Source organism: Microbacterium sp. AC026 (genome assembly GCF_979258475.1).
In genome coordinates, this window is the sequence record NZ_OZ409857.1 from 1879086 (window position 1) to 1896457 (window position 17372).

The 17372-nt window shown below is 69.5% G+C and carries 10 protein-coding genes and 2 pseudogenes; 5 read left to right on the top strand and 7 right to left on the bottom strand.

The annotated features are described in order from the left end of the window. The 4 genes and pseudogenes from kdpB (at position 1) to ACZZ93_RS09335 (ending at position 5984) form a co-directional block, all read left to right on the top strand. Entirely contained in the window at positions 1-2139 is a 2139-nt protein-coding gene (kdpB, locus tag ACZZ93_RS09320; protein ID WP_463510932.1) for a potassium-transporting ATPase subunit KdpB, read from the top strand. A gap of 41 nt (positions 2140-2180) precedes the next feature. Continuing rightward, positions 2181-2780, top strand: a complete 600-nt coding sequence (gene kdpC / locus ACZZ93_RS09325; RefSeq protein ID WP_463510933.1) for a potassium-transporting ATPase subunit KdpC — start codon at positions 2181-2183, stop codon at positions 2778-2780. Between the two features lie 14 nt (positions 2781-2794). Further along, positions 2795-5316: pseudogene (locus ACZZ93_RS09330) on the top strand (ATP-binding protein). Beyond that, complete coding sequence (locus tag ACZZ93_RS09335; RefSeq protein ID WP_053098537.1) at positions 5313-5984, top strand: response regulator; 672 nt, start codon at positions 5313-5315, stop codon at positions 5982-5984. Before ACZZ93_RS09330 ends, ACZZ93_RS09335 begins: the two are co-directional and overlap by 4 nt. A gap of 129 nt (positions 5985-6113) precedes the next feature. Here the strand turns inward: ACZZ93_RS09335 and ACZZ93_RS09340 are convergent, their stop codons facing one another. Then, entirely contained in the window at positions 6114-6908 is a 795-nt protein-coding gene (locus ACZZ93_RS09340; protein WP_463510934.1) for a TspO/MBR family protein, read from the bottom strand. 98 nt (positions 6909-7006) lie between these two features. Beyond that, positions 7007-7570 carry a TetR/AcrR family transcriptional regulator gene (locus tag ACZZ93_RS09345; protein WP_056277669.1) on the bottom strand — a complete coding sequence of 188 codons (564 nt, stop codon included), beginning with the start codon at positions 7568-7570 and terminating at the stop codon, positions 7007-7009. Positions 7571-7664: 94 nt separating this feature from the next. Between ACZZ93_RS09345 and ACZZ93_RS09350 the strand changes: the two genes are divergently transcribed. After that, the gene (locus ACZZ93_RS09350; protein ID WP_056276350.1) at positions 7665-8507 is read left to right on the top strand and encodes an alpha/beta fold hydrolase; all 843 of its coding nucleotides are present in this window, start codon (positions 7665-7667) and stop codon (positions 8505-8507) included. A gap of 63 nt (positions 8508-8570) precedes the next feature. Here ACZZ93_RS09350 and ACZZ93_RS09355 read toward each other — a convergent pair whose 3' ends face one another. The 5 genes and pseudogenes from ACZZ93_RS09355 to ACZZ93_RS09375 form a co-directional block, all read right to left on the bottom strand. Further along, positions 8571-11345: a glycosyl hydrolase 53 family protein gene (locus tag ACZZ93_RS09355; RefSeq protein WP_463510935.1), complete on the bottom strand. Its 2775-nt coding sequence runs from the start codon at positions 11343-11345 to the stop codon at positions 8571-8573. Between the two features lie 29 nt (positions 11346-11374). Next, positions 11375-12285, bottom strand: a pseudogene (locus ACZZ93_RS09360) (sugar ABC transporter permease). Further along, positions 12285-13907: an ABC transporter permease subunit gene (locus ACZZ93_RS09365; RefSeq protein WP_463510936.1), complete on the bottom strand. Its 1623-nt coding sequence runs from the start codon at positions 13905-13907 to the stop codon at positions 12285-12287. Before ACZZ93_RS09365 ends, ACZZ93_RS09360 begins: the two are co-directional and overlap by 1 nt. A 64-nt stretch (positions 13908-13971) precedes the next feature. Beyond that, positions 13972-15198 carry a sugar ABC transporter substrate-binding protein gene (locus ACZZ93_RS09370; RefSeq protein WP_056276340.1) on the bottom strand — a complete coding sequence of 409 codons (1227 nt, stop codon included), beginning with the start codon at positions 15196-15198 and terminating at the stop codon, positions 13972-13974. A gap of 126 nt (positions 15199-15324) precedes the next feature. After that, a complete protein-coding gene (locus ACZZ93_RS09375) occupies positions 15325-17331 on the bottom strand; it encodes a beta-galactosidase (protein ID WP_463510937.1) in 2007 nt (668 codons plus the stop codon). Positions 17332-17372: the final 41 nt, after the last annotated feature.

Below are 17372 nucleotides of genomic sequence, written 5' to 3' on the forward strand. Positions count from 1 at the left end.
ATGACCCTCACCACCACGCCCTCGGAACAGCAGGATGCTCCGGCATCCGCCCCGACCGCACCGCCCCGCTCATTCGGCTGGGCACAGCTGACGCAGGCCCTGCCCGGCGCCCTGCGCAAGCTCAACCCCGCGTCGCTCGTGCGCAACCCCGTGATGCTCCTCGTCTGGGTCGGTGCCGCATTCACGACCGTGCTCGCGATCGCCGAGCCGTTCCTCGGCGGCCCGGCCGACTCCGGCGGAACACCCGTGCCCGCACCCTTCACCTGGGGCATCGCGATCTGGCTGTGGCTGACCGTGCTGTTCGCCAACGTCGCCGAGTCCGTGGCCGAGGGACGCGGCAAGGCCCAGGCCGCGAGCCTGCGCAAGACCCGCACCAGCACGATGGCCCGCAAGGTCGTCCGCTATGACTCGGCGACGGATGCCACGGCCGAGCGCACCGAGGCGGTCGACGTCTCATCGGCCGAGCTGCAGCGCGACGACATCGTGATCGTCACGGCGGGCGAGCTGATCCCCGGCGATGGCGACATCGTGGCGGGCATCGCGACCGTCGACGAATCGGCCATCACCGGCGAGAGCGCGCCGGTCATCCGCGAATCCGGCGGTGACCGCAGCGCCGTCACCGGAGGCACCCGCGTGCTGTCGGATCGCATCGTCGTGCGCATCACCTCGAAGCCCGGCGAGACGTTCGTCGACCGCATGATCGCGCTCGTCGAGGGCGCCAGCCGTCAGCGCACACCCAACGAGATCGCGCTCAACATCCTGCTCGCGAGTCTGTCGATCGTGTTCGTCGTGGTCGTGCTCGCCCTCAACCCGATCGCGTCGTATGCCGCATCGCCCGTCAGCATCCCGGTGCTGATCGCCCTGCTCGTGTGCCTGATCCCGACCACGATCGGCGCCCTGCTCTCGGCCATCGGCATCGCCGGCATGGACCGTCTCGTGCAGCGCAACGTGCTCGCGATGTCGGGCCGCGCGGTCGAGGCGGCAGGAGACGTCACCACCCTGCTTCTCGACAAGACCGGCACCATCACCTACGGCAACCGCCAGGCCCACGAGGTGCTGCGGCTCGGTGGCGTCGACCCCGACGAGCTGCTGCGTGTCGCTGCCCTCTCATCCCTCGCCGACCCCACGCCCGAGGGTGCCTCGATCGTCGAGCTGGCGCTGAGCCGCGGCATCCGGGTCGACGAGCCCGCGGACGTCGTAGTCGTGCCGTTCACCGCGCAGACCCGCATGTCGGGACTGGACCTCGCCGACGGGACGCAGATCCGCAAGGGCGCAGGCTCGGCGATCGACGCCTGGCTCGGCCTTGACACGGATGCCGAACTCGCCGGCCTCGTCGACGGCGTCGCCTCGAGCGGCGGCACCCCGCTGGTGGTCGCCGTGAAGCGTCCGGCGGGATCCGGCGAGGTGCTCGGCGTCGTGCACCTCAAGGACATCGTGAAAGACGGCCTGCGCGAGCGGTTCGAGGAGCTGCGCAGCATGGGCATCCGCACGGTCATGATCACGGGCGACAACCCGCTGACCGCCGCGGCCATCGCGAAGGAGGCGGGCGTCGACGACTTCCTCGCCGAGGCGACACCCGAGCAGAAGCTCGAGCTGATCAAACGCGAGCAGGAGGGCGGCCGGCTCGTCGCCATGACCGGTGACGGCACGAACGACGCCCCCGCTCTCGCCCAGGCCGACGTCGGCGTCGCGATGAACACCGGCACGTCGGCGGCCAAGGAGGCCGGCAACATGGTCGACCTCGACTCGGATCCGACCAAGCTCATCGACATCGTGCGCATCGGCAAGCAGCTGCTCATCACGCGCGGAGCCCTCACGACGTTCTCGCTCGCGAACGACATCGCCAAGTACTTCGCCATCATCCCGGCGATGTTCATGGGGGTGTTCCCGGGTCTCGCGGCGCTCAACATCATGCAGCTGCATTCGCCGGCGTCCGCGGTCACCAGCGCGATCATCTTCAACGCGATCGTGATCGTCTTCCTCATCCCGCTCGCGCTCCGAGGGGTGAAGTACCGGCCGGCGAGCGCCTCGCAGATCCTGCAGCGCAACCTGCTCGTCTACGGCCTCGGCGGAGTGATCGCACCGTTCATCGGCATCAAGCTGATCGACCTCGTCATCACCCTCATTCCCGGCTTCTGACCGGCGTCCGTCTTCGTCCTTCTCGCATCGAAAGGCACTCCATGTCCTCCTCCCGCACCATCGCCCGCACCACCGGCGTCGCCATCCGCGCGATGCTCGTGCTCACCCTCGTGCTCGGCGTCGGCTACACGCTCGTCGTCACCGGCATCGGTCAGCTGCTGCTGCCGTTCCAGGCGAACGGCTCGCCGCTGGGCGACGACAAGGGCAGCTCGCTGATCGGTCAGTCCTTCACGGATGCCGACGGCGACGCGCTGCCCGAGTACTTCCAGTCGCGTCCGTCGGCCGCCGGTGACGGCTACGACGGGGCCGCGTCCAGCGGCAGCAACCTGGGCCCCGAGAACCCCGACCTCGTCGCGGCGATCGACGAGCGCCAGGCGGCCATCGCCGAGCGCGAGGGCGTGAGCACGGATGCCGTGCCGGCCGACGCTGTGACGGCATCCGGATCCGGCCTCGACCCGCACATCAGCGTCGCGTACGCGCTGCTGCAGGTGCCGCGGGTGGCGGCCGAGCGCGACCTGCCCGCGCAGCAGGTGCGCGACCTCGTGGAGTCTAGGATTCAAGGGCGGGATCTGGGATTCCTCGGCGAAGAACGCATCAACGTCGCCGAACTCAATCTCGCGCTCGATGAGCAGGAGGGCTGATGACGGCAGAGCGGATGCCGCGGCGCGGCCGACTCCGCGTGCTGCTCGGCGCAGCCCCCGGTGTCGGCAAGACCTTCGAGATGCTGGTCGAAGGGCGCCGGCTGCTCGACGAGGGCCGCGACGTCGTGATCGCGATCGTCGAGACGCATGAGCGCGCGGCGACCGCCGCGCAGACCATCGGCATCCCCGAGGTCCCCCGTCGCACCGATCTGCACCGGGGCGTGCCGCTCAGCGAGATGGACCTGGATGCTGTGCTCGCACGCCGACCCGAGATCGCGCTGGTCGACGAACTCGCGCACACCAACACCCCCGGCTCGCAGAACCCGAAGCGCTGGCAGGACGTCGGTGCGCTGCTCGACGCGGGCATCGACGTCGTCACGACCGTGAACGTGCAGCACATCGAGTCGCTGAACGCGGTGGTCGAGAAGATCACCGGCATCGCGCAGCAGGAGACGATCCCGGATGCCGTGGTGCGCGCCGCCGACGAGATCGAGGTCGTCGACCTGGCACCGCAGTCGCTGCGCGACCGTCTCTCCGCCGGACTCGTCTACCCGGCGGAGCGGATCGACGCGGCCCTGTCCAACTACTTCCGTCTGGGCAACCTCACGGCTCTGCGTGAACTCGCACTGCTGTGGCTCGCCGACGAGGTCGACAGCGCGCTGCGCAGCTACCGGGCCGACCACGGCATCGAGGGCACCTGGCAGGCGCGCGAGCGCGTGGTCGTCGCCCTCACCGGCGGACCCGAGGGCGAGACGCTGCTGCGCCGAGGGGCCCGCATCGCCGCACGCTCGGCCGGCGGCGAACTGCTCGCCGTACATGTGGCTGCGCAGGACGGGCTGCGCGATGAGACGCCCGGCGCCCTCGCCGCGCAGCGGTCGCTCGTCGAATCCCTCGGCGGCAGCTTCCACCAGATCATCGGCGACGACATCCCCGGCACGCTCGTCGAGTTCGCCCACGGGGCGGATGCCACTCAGCTCGTGATCGGTGTCAGCCGGCGTGGGCGTCTCGCGGCGGCGCTGACGGGACCGGGCATCGGCTCGGAGGTCATCCGCCGCTCCGGCGACATCGACGTGCACATCGTCACCCACGCCGCCGCGGGCGGCCGCGTCGCACTCCCCGCATCACCGGCGGCGCCCTCGGCTGGCGACGTCAAGCGCTCGGGTTCGCACTGGCGCTCGTCCTCGGCCCGCTGCTCTCGTGGGCGATGTTCGCGTTCCGCAGCCCCGAGTCGATCACGGTCGAAGTGCTCGCCTTCCAGCTGCTCGTCGTGATCGTGGCCCTGGTGGGAGGCGTGCGGCCTGCCGTCTTCGCGGCGGTGCTGTCGGGCATCACCCTCGACTTCCTGTTCGTCGCCCCGCTCTTCACCATCACGATCGCGCACCCGCTGCACGTGCTCGCCCTCGCGCTGTACGTGACCATCGCCATCCTCGTCAGCATCATCGTCGACCAGGCCGCCCGGCGAGCCCGCACCGCCCAGCGCGCCGCCGCAGAGGCAGAGCTGCTCGCGGCCGTGGCCGGCAACGTGCTGCGCGGCGACAACGCGGTGCTCGCCCTCGTCAGCCGCACGCGCGAGGCGTTCGGACTCACCGGCGTCCGCCTGCTCACCGCCGACGGCGAGGTGCTGGCCAGCGACGGCGAACCCGTGCCCGACGGACGCGCCACGACGATCCCGGTCGGTGCCGGAGGATCGGCGCCCGCCGTGCTCGAGCTGCACGGCGAACCCCTCGACACCCCCGCCCGACGCCTGCTCGACGCGATCGTCGCGCAGCTGGCGGCGGCCATCGAGCACACCGACCTGCGTGCCACGGCGCGCGAGGTCGCTGCCCTCGCCGAGACCGACCAGGTGCGCAGCGCCCTGCTCTCGGCGGTCAGCCACGACCTGCGCCGCCCTCTGGCCTCGGCCGTCGCCGCGATCGGCGGACTCCGCGGGGCGCACGCGCTGTCGGCATCCGATCGGGAAGAGCTGCTCGCGACGGCCGACGAGAGCCTCGCGACCCTGTCGTCGCTCGTGACCGACCTGCTCGACGTCAGCCGGGTGCAGGCCGGAGTGCTCGCCGTCTCGACCATGCGGCTCGATGTCGCGGGCCCCGTGCTCGCTGCCGTCGACGAGCTCGGCCTCGGGCCGTCGGATGTCGAGCTCGCGCTCGATGCCCGGCTGCCCGCCGTGTCGGCCGACCCGGTGCTGCTGCAGCGAGTGCTCGTCAACGTCATCGCGAACGCCCACCGTCACGCGCCCGCCGACAGCCGGGTGATCGTCTCGACGAGCACGATCGGCGACCACGCCGAGATCCGCATCATCGACCGCGGTGCCGGCGTTCCCGCCGAGAAGCGCGACGAGATCTTCCAGCCGTTCCAGCGCCTCGGCGACACCGACAACACCACCGGCCTCGGCCTCGGCCTCGCCCTCTCGCGCGGATTCGCCGAGGGCATGGGCGGTACCCTGACACCCGAGGACACCCCCGGCGGTGGACTCACCATGGTCATCTCGCTGCCCCTCGCAGCAGAGCCCGACATCATGCAGGAGGAGACGGAGTGAAGCTCCTCATCGCCGACGACGACCCGCAGATGGTGCGCGCACTGCGCATCACCCTCGCCGCCCACGGGTACGAGGTGGTGGTCGCGCCCGACGGCGCGGCCGCCGTAGCCGTCGCCGCACAGACTCACCCCGACCTCATCATGCTCGACCTCGGCATGCCGCGGCTCGACGGCATCGAGGTGATCCAGGCGCTGCGCGGCTGGACGACCGTGCCGATCATCGTCGTGTCGGGTCGCACCGGGTCCGCCGACAAGGTCGAGGCGCTGGATGCCGGAGCGGACGACTTCGTCACCAAGCCCTTCCAGGTCGACGAGCTGCTCGCGCGGCTGCGGGCGCTGTCTCGTCGGGCGGTGCCCGCGGGCGGAGAATCCACCGTCGGGTTCGGCGATGTGGTGGTCGACCTCGCGACGAAGACCGTCACCCGGGCGGGTGCGCGCGTGCACCTGACACCGACCGAATGGCGCATGCTCGAGCACCTCGCCCGGCATCCCGGAGCCCTGGTCACCCGGCAGGACCTGCTCAAGGAGATCTGGGGCAGCGAACAGGTGTCCGACTCGGGCTACCTGCGGCTGTACATGTCGCAGTTGCGCAAGAAGCTCGAGGCCGAGCCGAGCGCACCGGTGCACCTGCTCACCGAGTCGGGCATGGGCTACCGTCTCGTGCTCTGAGACCTCTGCCATTCTCGTCATTCTCGGTTCACAACTCAGCACGAGCTGCTGTCAACCGACGGAATCGGCGGGTTCACCTCGTCGCACGCACGATCTGTGCTGAGTTGTGAACGCCGACCGAGCGCAGAGTCAGAGGGCGATGTCGGCGCGAGGGCGGCGCAGCACTCCCCAGACACCCGCGGCGACGAGGGCGACCGCGACGACGATCGCGACGATCGCGGTCACCGTGCTCTCGGGTTCGCCGGTCAGACGACCGACGGCGAGCCATCCGAGACCCCATGCGGTCGCGAGGGCAGGGGCGATGCGCTTGGTGACGAGGGCGCTGGCAACCCCGATCACGAGCACGACGGCGAGCACGGCGACCGCCCAGATCTCGGCCTGATCAGCCCAGCTCTCGGGCGCGATCTGCGTGAGCCAGGCAGTGGTGTTCGCGACGGTCGCGATGGTGACCCAGCCGAAGTGCAGGCCGTTCGCGCCGTCGACGACGATGCGCTCGGGCCAGGTGCGGGCACGGCTGCGGCCGAGGATCACGATGACGCGAGCGAGGGTCGCGAGCAGCAGGGCGATCACGATGACCGTCAGCGGCAGCGACAGGAACTGCGCCGTCACGAGCCAGAGCCCGTTGAGGATCATCGACGCGGCGATCCATCCGCCGACAGCTCGCTGGCGCTCATCCGCCCGCTGCGCCGGGAGCGCCTGCCACACCGTGTATGCGATGAGGCCGATGTAGATCAGCGACCAGATCGAGAAGGCGGGGCCGGCCGGCGCGAGGTATGAGCCCTGCGCCGAGAGCGCTCCATCCTGCAGCTCGCTGACCGAGGTGCCACCGAAGGCACCGGATCCGACGGCCGCTGCGATGAGCATGAAGGTGGCCGAGGCGATGATGATCGTCTGGCGGGCGATGTCCTGCGTCCGGGAGTCCATGCTCGCAACATACGCGCGCGAGGGCGCAAACGCACCAGCCTTGACACCGGGATGCATAAACGCTAGCCAAGCTAGCTAAATCTGCTCTCCCGTTGCGGTCAGGCGGCGACGGCGGCGTCGATCAGCACTTCGGCGGCGTTGCGCGCCTGCACGGCGACCTGCGGGTCGGCGGCGATCGCCGCGGTGCTCTGCGCACCCTCGGCGAGGATCGACAGCTGCGCGGCGAGGGATGCCGGCGCTCCGGCCGCCACGACGAGGTCGGCCATGTACGCCTGGAACGACGCCTTGTGATCGCGCACGATCTCGGCCACCTCGGGATTCGTGCCACCGAGCTCGCCGAACGCGTTGATGAACGCGCAGCCGCGGAAGTCGTCAGTGCAGAACCAGTCCTCGAGGTATCCGTAGACAGCGAGCAGGCGTTCACGGGGGTCTGCCCCGGCATCCGCCACGGCTCCCGTGAGTCCCGATTCCCACTCTCGGTGCTTGCGCGCGAGGACGGCCGTGACGATGTCGGTCTTGGATGGGAACAGGGCATAGAGGCGACGCAGCGACACGCCGGCCGCAGCCCGCAGCTCATCCATCCCGACGGCCGCGTATCCCTTGCGGTAGTAGAGCTCGTCGGCCGCCGCGAGGATCTGTTCACGCACTGTGTCGTCGGTCATCACCCCAGTGTACTTGACATGAGAACGAGCGTTCTCTACAGTGAAGACATCAGCGAGAACGACCGTTCTCACCGGACCGAAAAGGATCAGGACCATGGGCTACATCACCGTCGGAAACGAGAACAGCACCCCGATCGAGCTCTACTACGAAGACCAGGGATCGGGTCAGCCCGTCGTCCTGATCCACGGGTACCCGCTGAACGGCCACAGCTGGGAGCGCCAGACCCGTGAGCTGCTCGCTCAGGGCTACCGCGTCATCACCTACGACCGCCGCGGTTTCGGCCAGTCCTCGAAGGTCGGCACCGGATACGACTACGACACCTTCGCCGCAGACCTCAACACCGTGCTCGAGACCCTCGACCTGCGCGACGTCGTGCTCGTCGGCTTCTCGATGGGCACTGGAGAGCTCGCCCGCTATGTCGGCACCTACGGTCACGAGCGGGTCGCCAAGCTCGCCTTCCTCGCCTCGCTCGAGCCGTTCCTCGTGCAGCGCGATGACAACCCCGAGGGCGTGCCGCAGGAGGTCTTCGACGGCATCGAGGCTGCAGCCAAGGGCGACCGCTACGCGTGGTTCACCGACTTCTACAACAACTTCTACAACCTCGACGAGAACCTCGGCAGCCGCATCAGCCAGCAGGTCGTCGACGCCAACTGGAACCTCTCGGTCACCAGCGCCCCGGTCGCGGCCTACGCGGTCGTCCCGAGCTGGATCGAGGACTTCCGCGGCGACGTCGACGCCGTGCGCGACGCCGGCAAGCCCACCCTGATCCTGCACGGCACGAAGGACAACATCCTTCCGATCGACGCCACCGCCCGCCGGTTCCACCAGGCCGTGCCCGCCGCGACCTACGTCGAGGTCGAGGGCGCACCCCACGGTCTGCTCTGGACCCACGCCGACGAGGTCAACGCCGCGCTGAAGGACTTCCTCAGCAAGTAGTCCGCGAACGGCCCGAGAGCCCGGCATCCGCCTCAGGATGTCGGGCTCTCGGGCGTGTTGACGTCAGCGCTTGACCGCCACCGTGAGCGTCTTGCTCTGGGTGCTCCCGGCCGCGTTCACGAACTCGACGCGGTAGGTGTGCTTCCCCACCGCACGATCAGCGACCGGCACCGTCACCCGTTGCGCGGCGGGGCTGTTCGCGACCATGTCGCCCTCGGAGATCAGCATGCCGTCCTCATACAGGCGATACGAGGTCGCATTGGTGCCCCACCACATGTCGGCGGTGAGAGTGTATGAGCCGTCCCCGTCCCAGTTGTCGGCCGAGAGCACGGGCGTGCCGGGCGCGGCATCCTTCACCGTCACCGTCACGGGCTTCACCGCCGTCACACCGCGCGAATTGACCAGCTCGCCACTGTAGACGTACGAGCCATTCGTCTTGCCGGTCACGGCGATCTGCGCGCTCTGCGCGGAGGTTCCCCCGAAGGTGAGCGGCACGGTCTTGACCAGCACACCGTTCTCGAACACCCGCAGCTTCGTGGCGTTCTGCCCCCACCACAGGTTCATGGTGAGCGTGAAGTCGCCGTCGAGCAGCCCCGTATCGTGACCGTTGTCGTGCGACAGCACTCCGCGAGCGGGCGCGGTGGTCGCCGCATCCTGAAGCAGGAGCGCGTCGACTGCGGCAGCCAGTGCGTCCAGCGCCCCCGTGACCGCTGACGCACTCGGACTCGCGGCAGCCAGCACGATGTCGGCGCGAGCGACCGCTCCGGGCAACGCGACGGTCGACGACTCGACATAGGCATCGAGGTCGAGAGCCGCGGCCGCATCGCGCCGCTCTCGCAGCTGCGAGGTGTCGGCACCGGGCACCGGTGCGCGCACGAGTTCGAGATCGTCGATCGTCCCCCACGCCCCCGCCGGAAGCGCCGCGGAGACTCGCACGACAGCCGTGCCGTCAGCGCCCACCTGCAGCGCTTCGGTCATCGGCGTCGACCACACGCGCCAGCCGTCGAAGCCGAACGCCGCAGCGGCGCCGGCGACGGACGCAGACGACAGCGACAGCGACGCACGCCCGTCGGCACCCTCCCCGTCGCCCTGCAGCGATGCCCGTGCGACATACGACCCCGCGGGCAGTCCGGAGACCGTCTGCGAGAGATCGAACGAGTATCCGGTACCCGCATAGAAGTGCGCCGAGTGCGTGCCGCTCCGAGGGTCGTCCCACGCGCGCAGCGTGAGCCCCGATCCGGTGACGCTCCACATGCTCGTGTCCGCGTCCTCGAATCCGGGGTTGCGCAGGTAGTTGCGCGCCGAGACGGTGACGGTGGCCGACGCCGCGAGGCCGGCATCCGTCGCGCCCGAGATCACGTACTCGCCGGCGCCCTCGATGAATCCGGCCGCCGACGACCAGGTGACGGGCTGCTGCTCCGACGACCCGTCGTTGTAGAGCACCGTGACCTCGTCGGGCAGCTCGACGGCATCGCCCTCGGTCACCCGCAGCGCGACCGCCTGCACCGACTCGACGGCCCGCGGGGCCTGGGCGCCGCTGCGCACGTACGAGAAGATGTTCAGCGCATCGGATGCCGTGCCGTCGAAGCCGAACAGCGCCTGGTTGTCCCACGCGGATCCGCCGAACCAGTGCCCCGCGTCCTCGGGCTCGTACTCGCCGGCGAAGCTCGACGCCCAGCCCGATCCGTCGCGCTCCCACAGCGTTCTGTTCTGCTCGAGCTGTGCGGGCGGACCCACCGGCAGCCATGCGGGCTCCCAGTAGTAGACGCCGAGTCCCGCCTCACCCACGTCGGCGACGGCCTGCACGACCGCGCGCACCGCATCGGCCTGACCCTGCACGCTCACCGGGTACTGCGTCGCCTCGGACGCCAGGTCGACGACGTTGCCGTGACCGTCTCCGTCGTCGAGCGTGAACGCCCACGAGGTCTCGGCGACCATGACCTTCTTGCCGTAGGTCTCGGCGACGTGCGAGAGCACGGCCGTGAGGTTCTCGGGAGTCCCGTGCCAGAACGGGTAGTACGACGACGCGAACACGTCGTAGTCGACGTCGCGGCGATCGAGCTGCGCGGCGACGTCGGCGTAGAACCCGGCGCGCTCGGGGTTGGTGAAGTGCAGGGCGACGAGCGTGTCCGGCGCCTCGGCCCGCACGGCGGCGGAACCGGCCGAGAACACCTTCGCCATGTCATCCCAGCCGCGCACTCCGGCGACTCCGCCGTTCGTCTCATTGCCGACCTGCACCATGCGGAGGTCGACACCCGCATCGACCAGGCGACGCACCGCATCGCGCGTGAAGGCACCCACCTCGGTCGCCACCTGGTCGGCGGTCATCCCCTCCCACGCCTTGGGCGCCTGCTGCTTCGCGGGGTCGGCCCAGAAGTCGGAGTAGTGGAAGTCGACGAGCACGCCGAGGCCGGCATCCGTCGCTCGCTGCGAGATCTCGATCGCCCGATCGACGTCGACATCGCCCCCGCCGTAGCCGTTGCCGTTCGCGTCGAACGGGTCGTTCCAGACGCGCACGCGGACGTCGGTGACCCCGGCGTCCGCGAGGATCTCGAACAGGTCGCCCGGCGCGCCCTGGGCGTCGCGGAACACCACGCCCGACTCCTCGAGCGACAGCACCGACGAGACGTCGACGCCGCCGATGAAGTCGTCCGGCAGGTCCTCGACCCGGGGGACGGTGATGGCGGCCTCCACCGGCCCGTCGACCGAGACAGCCGCAGGAGCGAGAGCGGATGCCGCCGGCGAGGCGGCCGACGCCGGCAGCGCGACGCCGATCAGGGCGACGGCGGTGACCGTGGCCAGGGCGGTGGAGAGAAGGGAACGCGTGCGACGGTGCATGACGGCCTTTCGAGCGATGGAGGTGCGGATCAGCCCTTGACGGATCCCTGGGTGAGCCCGCCCACGATGTACTTCTGCAGCGAGAAGAACAGCGCGAGCACGGGCACGGCGGCGACCACGACGCCGGCGGCGAAGAGCCCCAGCGTGAGGTCAGCTGGTTCGAGACCCACTGGTACATGCCGACGGCGAGGGTCCAGTTGTCCTCGGACGTGAGGATGATCTTCGACAGGATGAAGTCGCCGAACGCCGCGAGGAACGCGAGCAGGGCGACGACCGCGAGGATCGGCACGACCAGCGGCATGATGAGCCGCCAGAAGATCTGCGCGTGGCTGGCCCCGTCGATCTTCGCCGACTCGTCGATCTCGACGGGGATCGTGTTGAAGAACCCGTACATCAGGAAGGTGTTCGCGCCGAGCGCGCCACCGAGGTACACGCAGATCAGGGCGATCTTCGAGTTGATGCCGAGCGCCGGCACGACGTCGCCGATCGTCTGCAGCATCAGGAAGATCGCGATGAACGCGAGCGCCTGCGGGAACATCTGCAGCACGAGCAGGGTGGTGAGGCTGGCGCGTCGTCCGCTGAACCGGAACCGGGAGAACGCGTACGCGCCGCAGGCGCCCATGAGCACCGAGCCGACTGCGGTGACGCCGCCGATCAGCAGGGTGTTGCCGAACCAGACCCAGTAGCGGGATTCACCCAGAGCGATGTAGTTCGCCGGGTCGAACGCGCTGAACAGCGCACTGGATGCCGCAAGGCTGCCGTTCGGGTTGAGCGAGGCCGAGAGGACGTAGACGAGCGGGAACGCGGCGAAGAACAGCACGCCGGCGGCGAGGATGTACTTCCAGCCGACCTCGCCCCACCATCGACGCCGACGTGCACCCGCGCGCGCGGCCTCGGCATCCTTCGATGAACCGGTCACGATGACTCTGGTCTCACTCATCACTGGTACTCCTCGAGCTTGCGGGTCTGTCGGAAGCTCAGCGCTGAGATGAGACCGACCACGATGAAGGCGATGATCGACAGCGCACTCGCGAGGCCGTAGTCGGCCGCACCACCCGAGACGCCTGAGACGTCGTAGATGGCCGAGACGAGGATGTCGGTCGAACCCAGTGCGTAGGGCGCTCCGGCGATCGCCGGCCCGCCGTTGTTGAAGGTGTAGATGACGGTGAAGTTGTTGAACGCCACCGCGAACGAGGCGATCAGCAGCGGAGCGGTCGAGACGAGCAGCAGCGGCAGCACGATGGCGCGGAAGCGCTGCAGCTTGTTGGCCCCGTCGATCTCGGCGGCCTCGAGCGTCTCGCCGGGGAGCGACTGCAGGGCTCCGGTGCAGACGAGGAACCAGTAGGGGTAGCTCAGCCAGACGTTGACGAAGATCACCGCCGCACGGGTCAGCCACGGGTCGCCGAGCCAGTTGATCTGCGACCCGAAGAAGAACAGGTCGTTGATGACGCCGAACTCGGCGTTGAACATGCCGCGGAACAGCAACGCGGCCATGAACGCGGGGAACGCGTAGGGCAGGATGAACAGCGCTCGCAGGAACCGGCGACCCTTGACCCGCGGGTCGTTGTAGACGATCGCGAGGCCGAGCCCCACGGCGAAGCTGAGGACGACCGAGAGGATCGCGAACGCGAAGGTCCAGACGGTCACGCTCAGCAGAGTGCCCGCGAGATTCGCGTCGGTGAAGAGCTTCAGGAAGTTGGCGAAGCCGACGTTGACCGACCAGCCCGTCGGCAGCGCCGTGCCGTCCTCGGCCACGAACGCGCCGAGTTCTGTGGCGGTGTAGACCGTGCCCGACTGCGTGTCCGTGATGGTCTGCGCCTCGGCATCCCACACCAGCGTCGGTTCGTACACCGAGCCGGTCGAGCCCTCCCGTGTGCGGATGGAGCCGTCGTTCGGGTCGTCCGACACGGGAACCCTGAGGTCCTTGATGGTCGCGCCGAGTGCCGGATCGGTCAGCACGGTCGCCCTCGGGACGACCTCCCAGCCGGGCACCTCGCTGGGGGCGCCGGTCGCGCCGATCTCGGCACCGGATGCGGTGCTCAGCGGCTCGGTGGCCGAGCCGACCTGCACGTCGCCGTCGTCATCGACGATCGCGAAGCCGAGCTCTGCGCCGCGCTGCACGATCGACAGCGGGTAGTCGGACGAGCCCTCGATGCGGCGCTCGCCCTGGATCAGTGCGGCCTCGACCGCCTGCTCCTGGGTGCCGACGTGACCGGTGCCGTAGTTCGTGAAGGCGATGTAGGCCGTGTAGCCGAAGATGAAGATCTGGAAGACGAGCAGGAAGATCAGCCCGGGCAGCAGGTACTTCAGCGGCAGCGCCCTGCGGGTGAAGTACACCCAGTCGGCGATGATCACCAGCAGCACGACGACGCCGAGCACGATCCACGACTCGGCGCTCCAGGCCGAGATGGCCGTCATGATGCCGAAGGCGTTGACCAGCGCCATGAGCGCGAGCTTGATGAGGAAGCCCCAGCCGAGGCCGCGGAAGCGGCGGGCATGGGACTCGCGCGAGGGCTTCACCACGGGAGTGGGCGCCTCGGCGGGCGGTGCCTGGATCGTCATGTGTGCGTCCTGTCTGAGGATCGCAGGACGGGGAGGGGTTCGGGCCCCTCCCCGTCCGGCGGGGTCAGCCGGCGAGGGTCGTCTCGAGGTCGGCGACCATGGTGTTCCACGTCGACACCGGGTCGGCGCCGTTGATGATCTGCGCCTGCGCGGCGTTCCACAGGTCCCAGACGGAGCCCATCTCGGGGATCGACGGCATCGGGACACCGGTCTGCGCCGAGGCCACGAATCCGGCCGTGATCGGGTCGGACGACACCTCTTCGGCGAGCGTGGTCCACGCCGGGATGCGCGGGTCGGCCTCGTACAGCGCGCGCTGCGCGTCTTCGGTGCCGAGGTAGTTCACGAGGAACTCCTGCGCGAGCAGCGCGTTCTTGCTCTTGCTCGAGAGGTAGAAGCCCTGCACGCCGACGAACGGCGCAGCGGTCTCGCCACCCGCAGACGGGATCGGGTTCACGGCGACGTTGACGCCCTCGAACGCGCTGATGGCCCACGGGCCCTGGATCGTGTACGGGGCCTTGCCCGACGCGAACAGCTCGTTGTTGATGTCGTAGTCGACCGTGGTCGAGATGTAGCCGGTGCCGTTCGACCCGTTGGCTCCGAGCCACGTGGCGAACGCCTCGCCGGGCGCGCCGCCCATGCCGACCTCGCTCGTGTACGAGCCGGTGTCGTCCTGCACGAAGACGGGGGCGCCGAACGAGGTCTGCAGTCCGTACATCGTGTATCCGTCGCCGGTCTCGCCACCCGTGTTGATGACGAACGGGCGCTCGGTGCCGGCGGCGACGCCCTTGGCGATCATGTCGTCCCAGCTGGCGGGAGCCTCTGCGCCGACCAGGTCGACGTTCTGCACGAGGGCGATGGTCTCGAGCGAGTACGGCATCGCGTACAGCTGACCGTCGTACGTCATGGCGTCGAGCGCGACCTGCTCGAACTCCGACGCCTTGTCGCCCAGGTCGATCGTGTCGACGACACCGGCCGCGACGAGCGCGCCGAGCCAGTCGTGGGCGCCGACCGTGATGTCGGGGCCTTCGCCGGTCGGGACCTGTGCGATGAAGTCGTTGCGGAGGTCCTCGAAGTTCTTCTGCACGAGGGTGACCTTCGCGCCGGTCTCCTCCTCGAACGCCTCTGCGGCGGCGGTGATCGCGGCTTCGCGCTCGGCGTCCGTCCAGATGACGAGTTCCGCGCCGTCGCCGGATGCGGCGTCGTCGCCGCCTTCGGGTGCGCCGGCGGAGCAGCCCGCGAGGACCACGGCCGCGGCCAGAGCGAGTGCGCCGACTCCGATGTGCTTGCGCATGCGTTTTCCTATTCTGTCGTGGCCGACGATGCGCTGCGCGTCATCGCGACCGGTGAGTGGGTGGTGCTGGGTGAAGCGGGTGGTGCAGGGTGGTGCGGGGTGAAGCGGTTCGTGCGGTTCGTGCGGTCAGTGGGAGGTGCGGATGACGGCGACGCCGCCCGCCGCGATGGTCAGGGCGCCCGAGACCTCGGCGCCGCTGAGGAGCTCGATGCCCGAGGCATCGAGCTCGACGTCGTCGTCACGGTGGTTCACGGCGATCCGGTAGACCGCGTCGGCGCCGTGACGCGTGATGACCTCGAGGCCGTCGGCGACACCCGACGGGGTGATGTCGGCATCCGCGTAGACCTCGTGGAGAAGGGCGCGCATGCCCGCGGCATCCAGACGGGTGCCGACGTACCAGCCGGTCCCGGCGCCATGCGCGTTGCGGGTGATCGCCGGCTCGCCCTCGCCGGGTCCGCCCGAGAAGTTCGCGACGACCTCGGCGCCTTCGAGCGCGATGTCCTCCTGCCAGACGTCGGCGACGATGCCCTCGTGGTCGACCCAGTCGAGGCCGTGGCTCTCGCCCTCGCGCAGCGGCAGGAACTCCTCGACCGTGAGGCCGAGCGCCTCGCGCAACGGCGCGACGAAGCCACCGGCGTGCACGGCGTCGTTCTCGTCGACGATCGCCGAGAAGAACGACACGAGCAGGGTGCCGCCGTCGTTGACGTAGGCGGTGAGGTTGGCGGCATCCGCCGTGCTCAGCAGATACTGCGCCGGAGCGACGACCAGGCGGTAGCCCGAGAGGTCCTGGCCGGGCAGGGCGAAGTCGACCGTGATGCCGTCACGCCAGAGCTGCTCGTAGAAGCGGCGCACCTGGGCGGCGTGCGTGACGTCTTCGGACGGGCGCCACTCGAGGTCCTGCGCCCAGAACGATTCGAAGTCCCAGAGGATCGCGACGTCGGCTTTCACGACGCTGCCCTGCACCTCGTCGAGGCGGCCGAGTGCTGCACCCAGATCGACGACCTCGCGGAAGACCCGCGACTCGGTGCCGGCGTGCGGCAGCATCGCCGAGTGGAACTTCTCCGCACCGGAGCGCCCGGAGCGCCACTGGAAGAACAGGATGCCGTCGGCCCCGCGACCGAGGTGCGTGAGCGAGTTGCGCTTCATCTCTCCCCGGCGCTTCGCGATGTTGCGCGGCTGCCAGTTCACGGCCGAGGTCGAGTGCTCCATGAGGATCCACGGCTTGCCGCCGCCCACCGAGCGGCTGAGGTCGGCGGCGATCGCCAGGCCGATGTGAGCGTCTTCATCGGCGGCCCACAGGTAGTGGTCGTCCGAGACGATGTCGACCTCGCGGCCCCACGCCCAGAGGTCCGTGGTCCAGCTCTGGTTCGCCATGAAGTTGGTCGTGATGGGCTGGGCGGCGTGCGCGCGGATCGCGTCGCGCTCGGCGATGAAGCACGCGCGCAGCTGGTGATCGGTGAAGCGCGCGAAGTCCAGGCGCTGGGCGGGGTTCACGACGCTCGGGGCGATGGCCGGGGCGCCGACGTGCTCCCATGCCGAGTAGTGCTGGCCCCAGAAGGCGGTGCCCCACGCGCTGTTCAGTGCGTCGAGCGAGCCGTACTTCTCCTGGAGCCAGAGCCGGAAGGCGGCGACCGCGTTGGGCGAATAGTCCTCGCCGACGGGAACGCCGTACTCGTTGTGCACGTGCCACAGCACGACGGCAGGATGCTGTGCGTAACGCGCCGCGAGAGCATCCGCGATCCGCACGATCGCCTCGCGGTAGGCCGGCGACGAGTGCGAGGCCATGCCGCGCGAGCCGAAGCCCATCGTGCGGCCCTCGCGGTCGATGACGTGCGCGTCGGGGTTGCTCGCGAAGAACCAGGCGGGCGGCGAGGCCGTCGGGGTGCCGAGGTCGACCCTGATGTCGTTCTCGTGCAGCAGGTCGAGCAGCTCGTCGAGCCAGGCGAAGTCGAACTCGCCCTCGGAGACCTCGATGAGCGCCCACGAGAAGATGCCGACACTGACCAGGTTCACCCCGGCCTCGCGCATCAGGATGACGTCTTCGCGCCACGTCTCGGGCGACCACTGCTCGGGGTTGTAGTCGCCGCCGTAGGCGATTCCGCGCAGGTCGGGCCAGGCGTGGGGCGAGGTCATCGGCACTCCATCGGGTCGGTGTGGTCGTGGTGCGGGTCCCG

Bases quoted from the DNA above. Each gene is read 5' to 3' on its own strand.
- kdpB (WP_463510932.1), top strand. From the start codon at position 1: ATGACCCTCACCACCACGCCCTCGGAACAGCAGGATGCTCCGGCATCC.
- kdpC (WP_463510933.1), top strand. From the start codon at position 2,181: ATGTCCTCCTCCCGCACCATCGCCCGCACCACCGGCGTCGCCATCCGC.
- ACZZ93_RS09340 (WP_463510934.1), bottom strand. From the start codon at position 6,908: ATGGACTCCCGGACGCAGGACATCGCCCGCCAGACGATCATCATCGCC.
- ACZZ93_RS09345 (WP_056277669.1), bottom strand. From the start codon at position 7,570: ATGACCGACGACACAGTGCGTGAACAGATCCTCGCGGCGGCCGACGAG.
- ACZZ93_RS09350 (WP_056276350.1), top strand. From the start codon at position 7,665: ATGGGCTACATCACCGTCGGAAACGAGAACAGCACCCCGATCGAGCTC.
- ACZZ93_RS09355 (WP_463510935.1), bottom strand. From the start codon at position 11,345: ATGCACCGTCGCACGCGTTCCCTTCTCTCCACCGCCCTGGCCACGGTC.
- ACZZ93_RS09365 (WP_463510936.1), bottom strand. From the start codon at position 13,907: ATGACGATCCAGGCACCGCCCGCCGAGGCGCCCACTCCCGTGGTGAAG.
- ACZZ93_RS09370 (WP_056276340.1), bottom strand. From the start codon at position 15,198: ATGCGCAAGCACATCGGAGTCGGCGCACTCGCTCTGGCCGCGGCCGTG.
- ACZZ93_RS09375 (WP_463510937.1), bottom strand. From the start codon at position 17,331: ATGACCTCGCCCCACGCCTGGCCCGACCTGCGCGGAATCGCCTACGGC.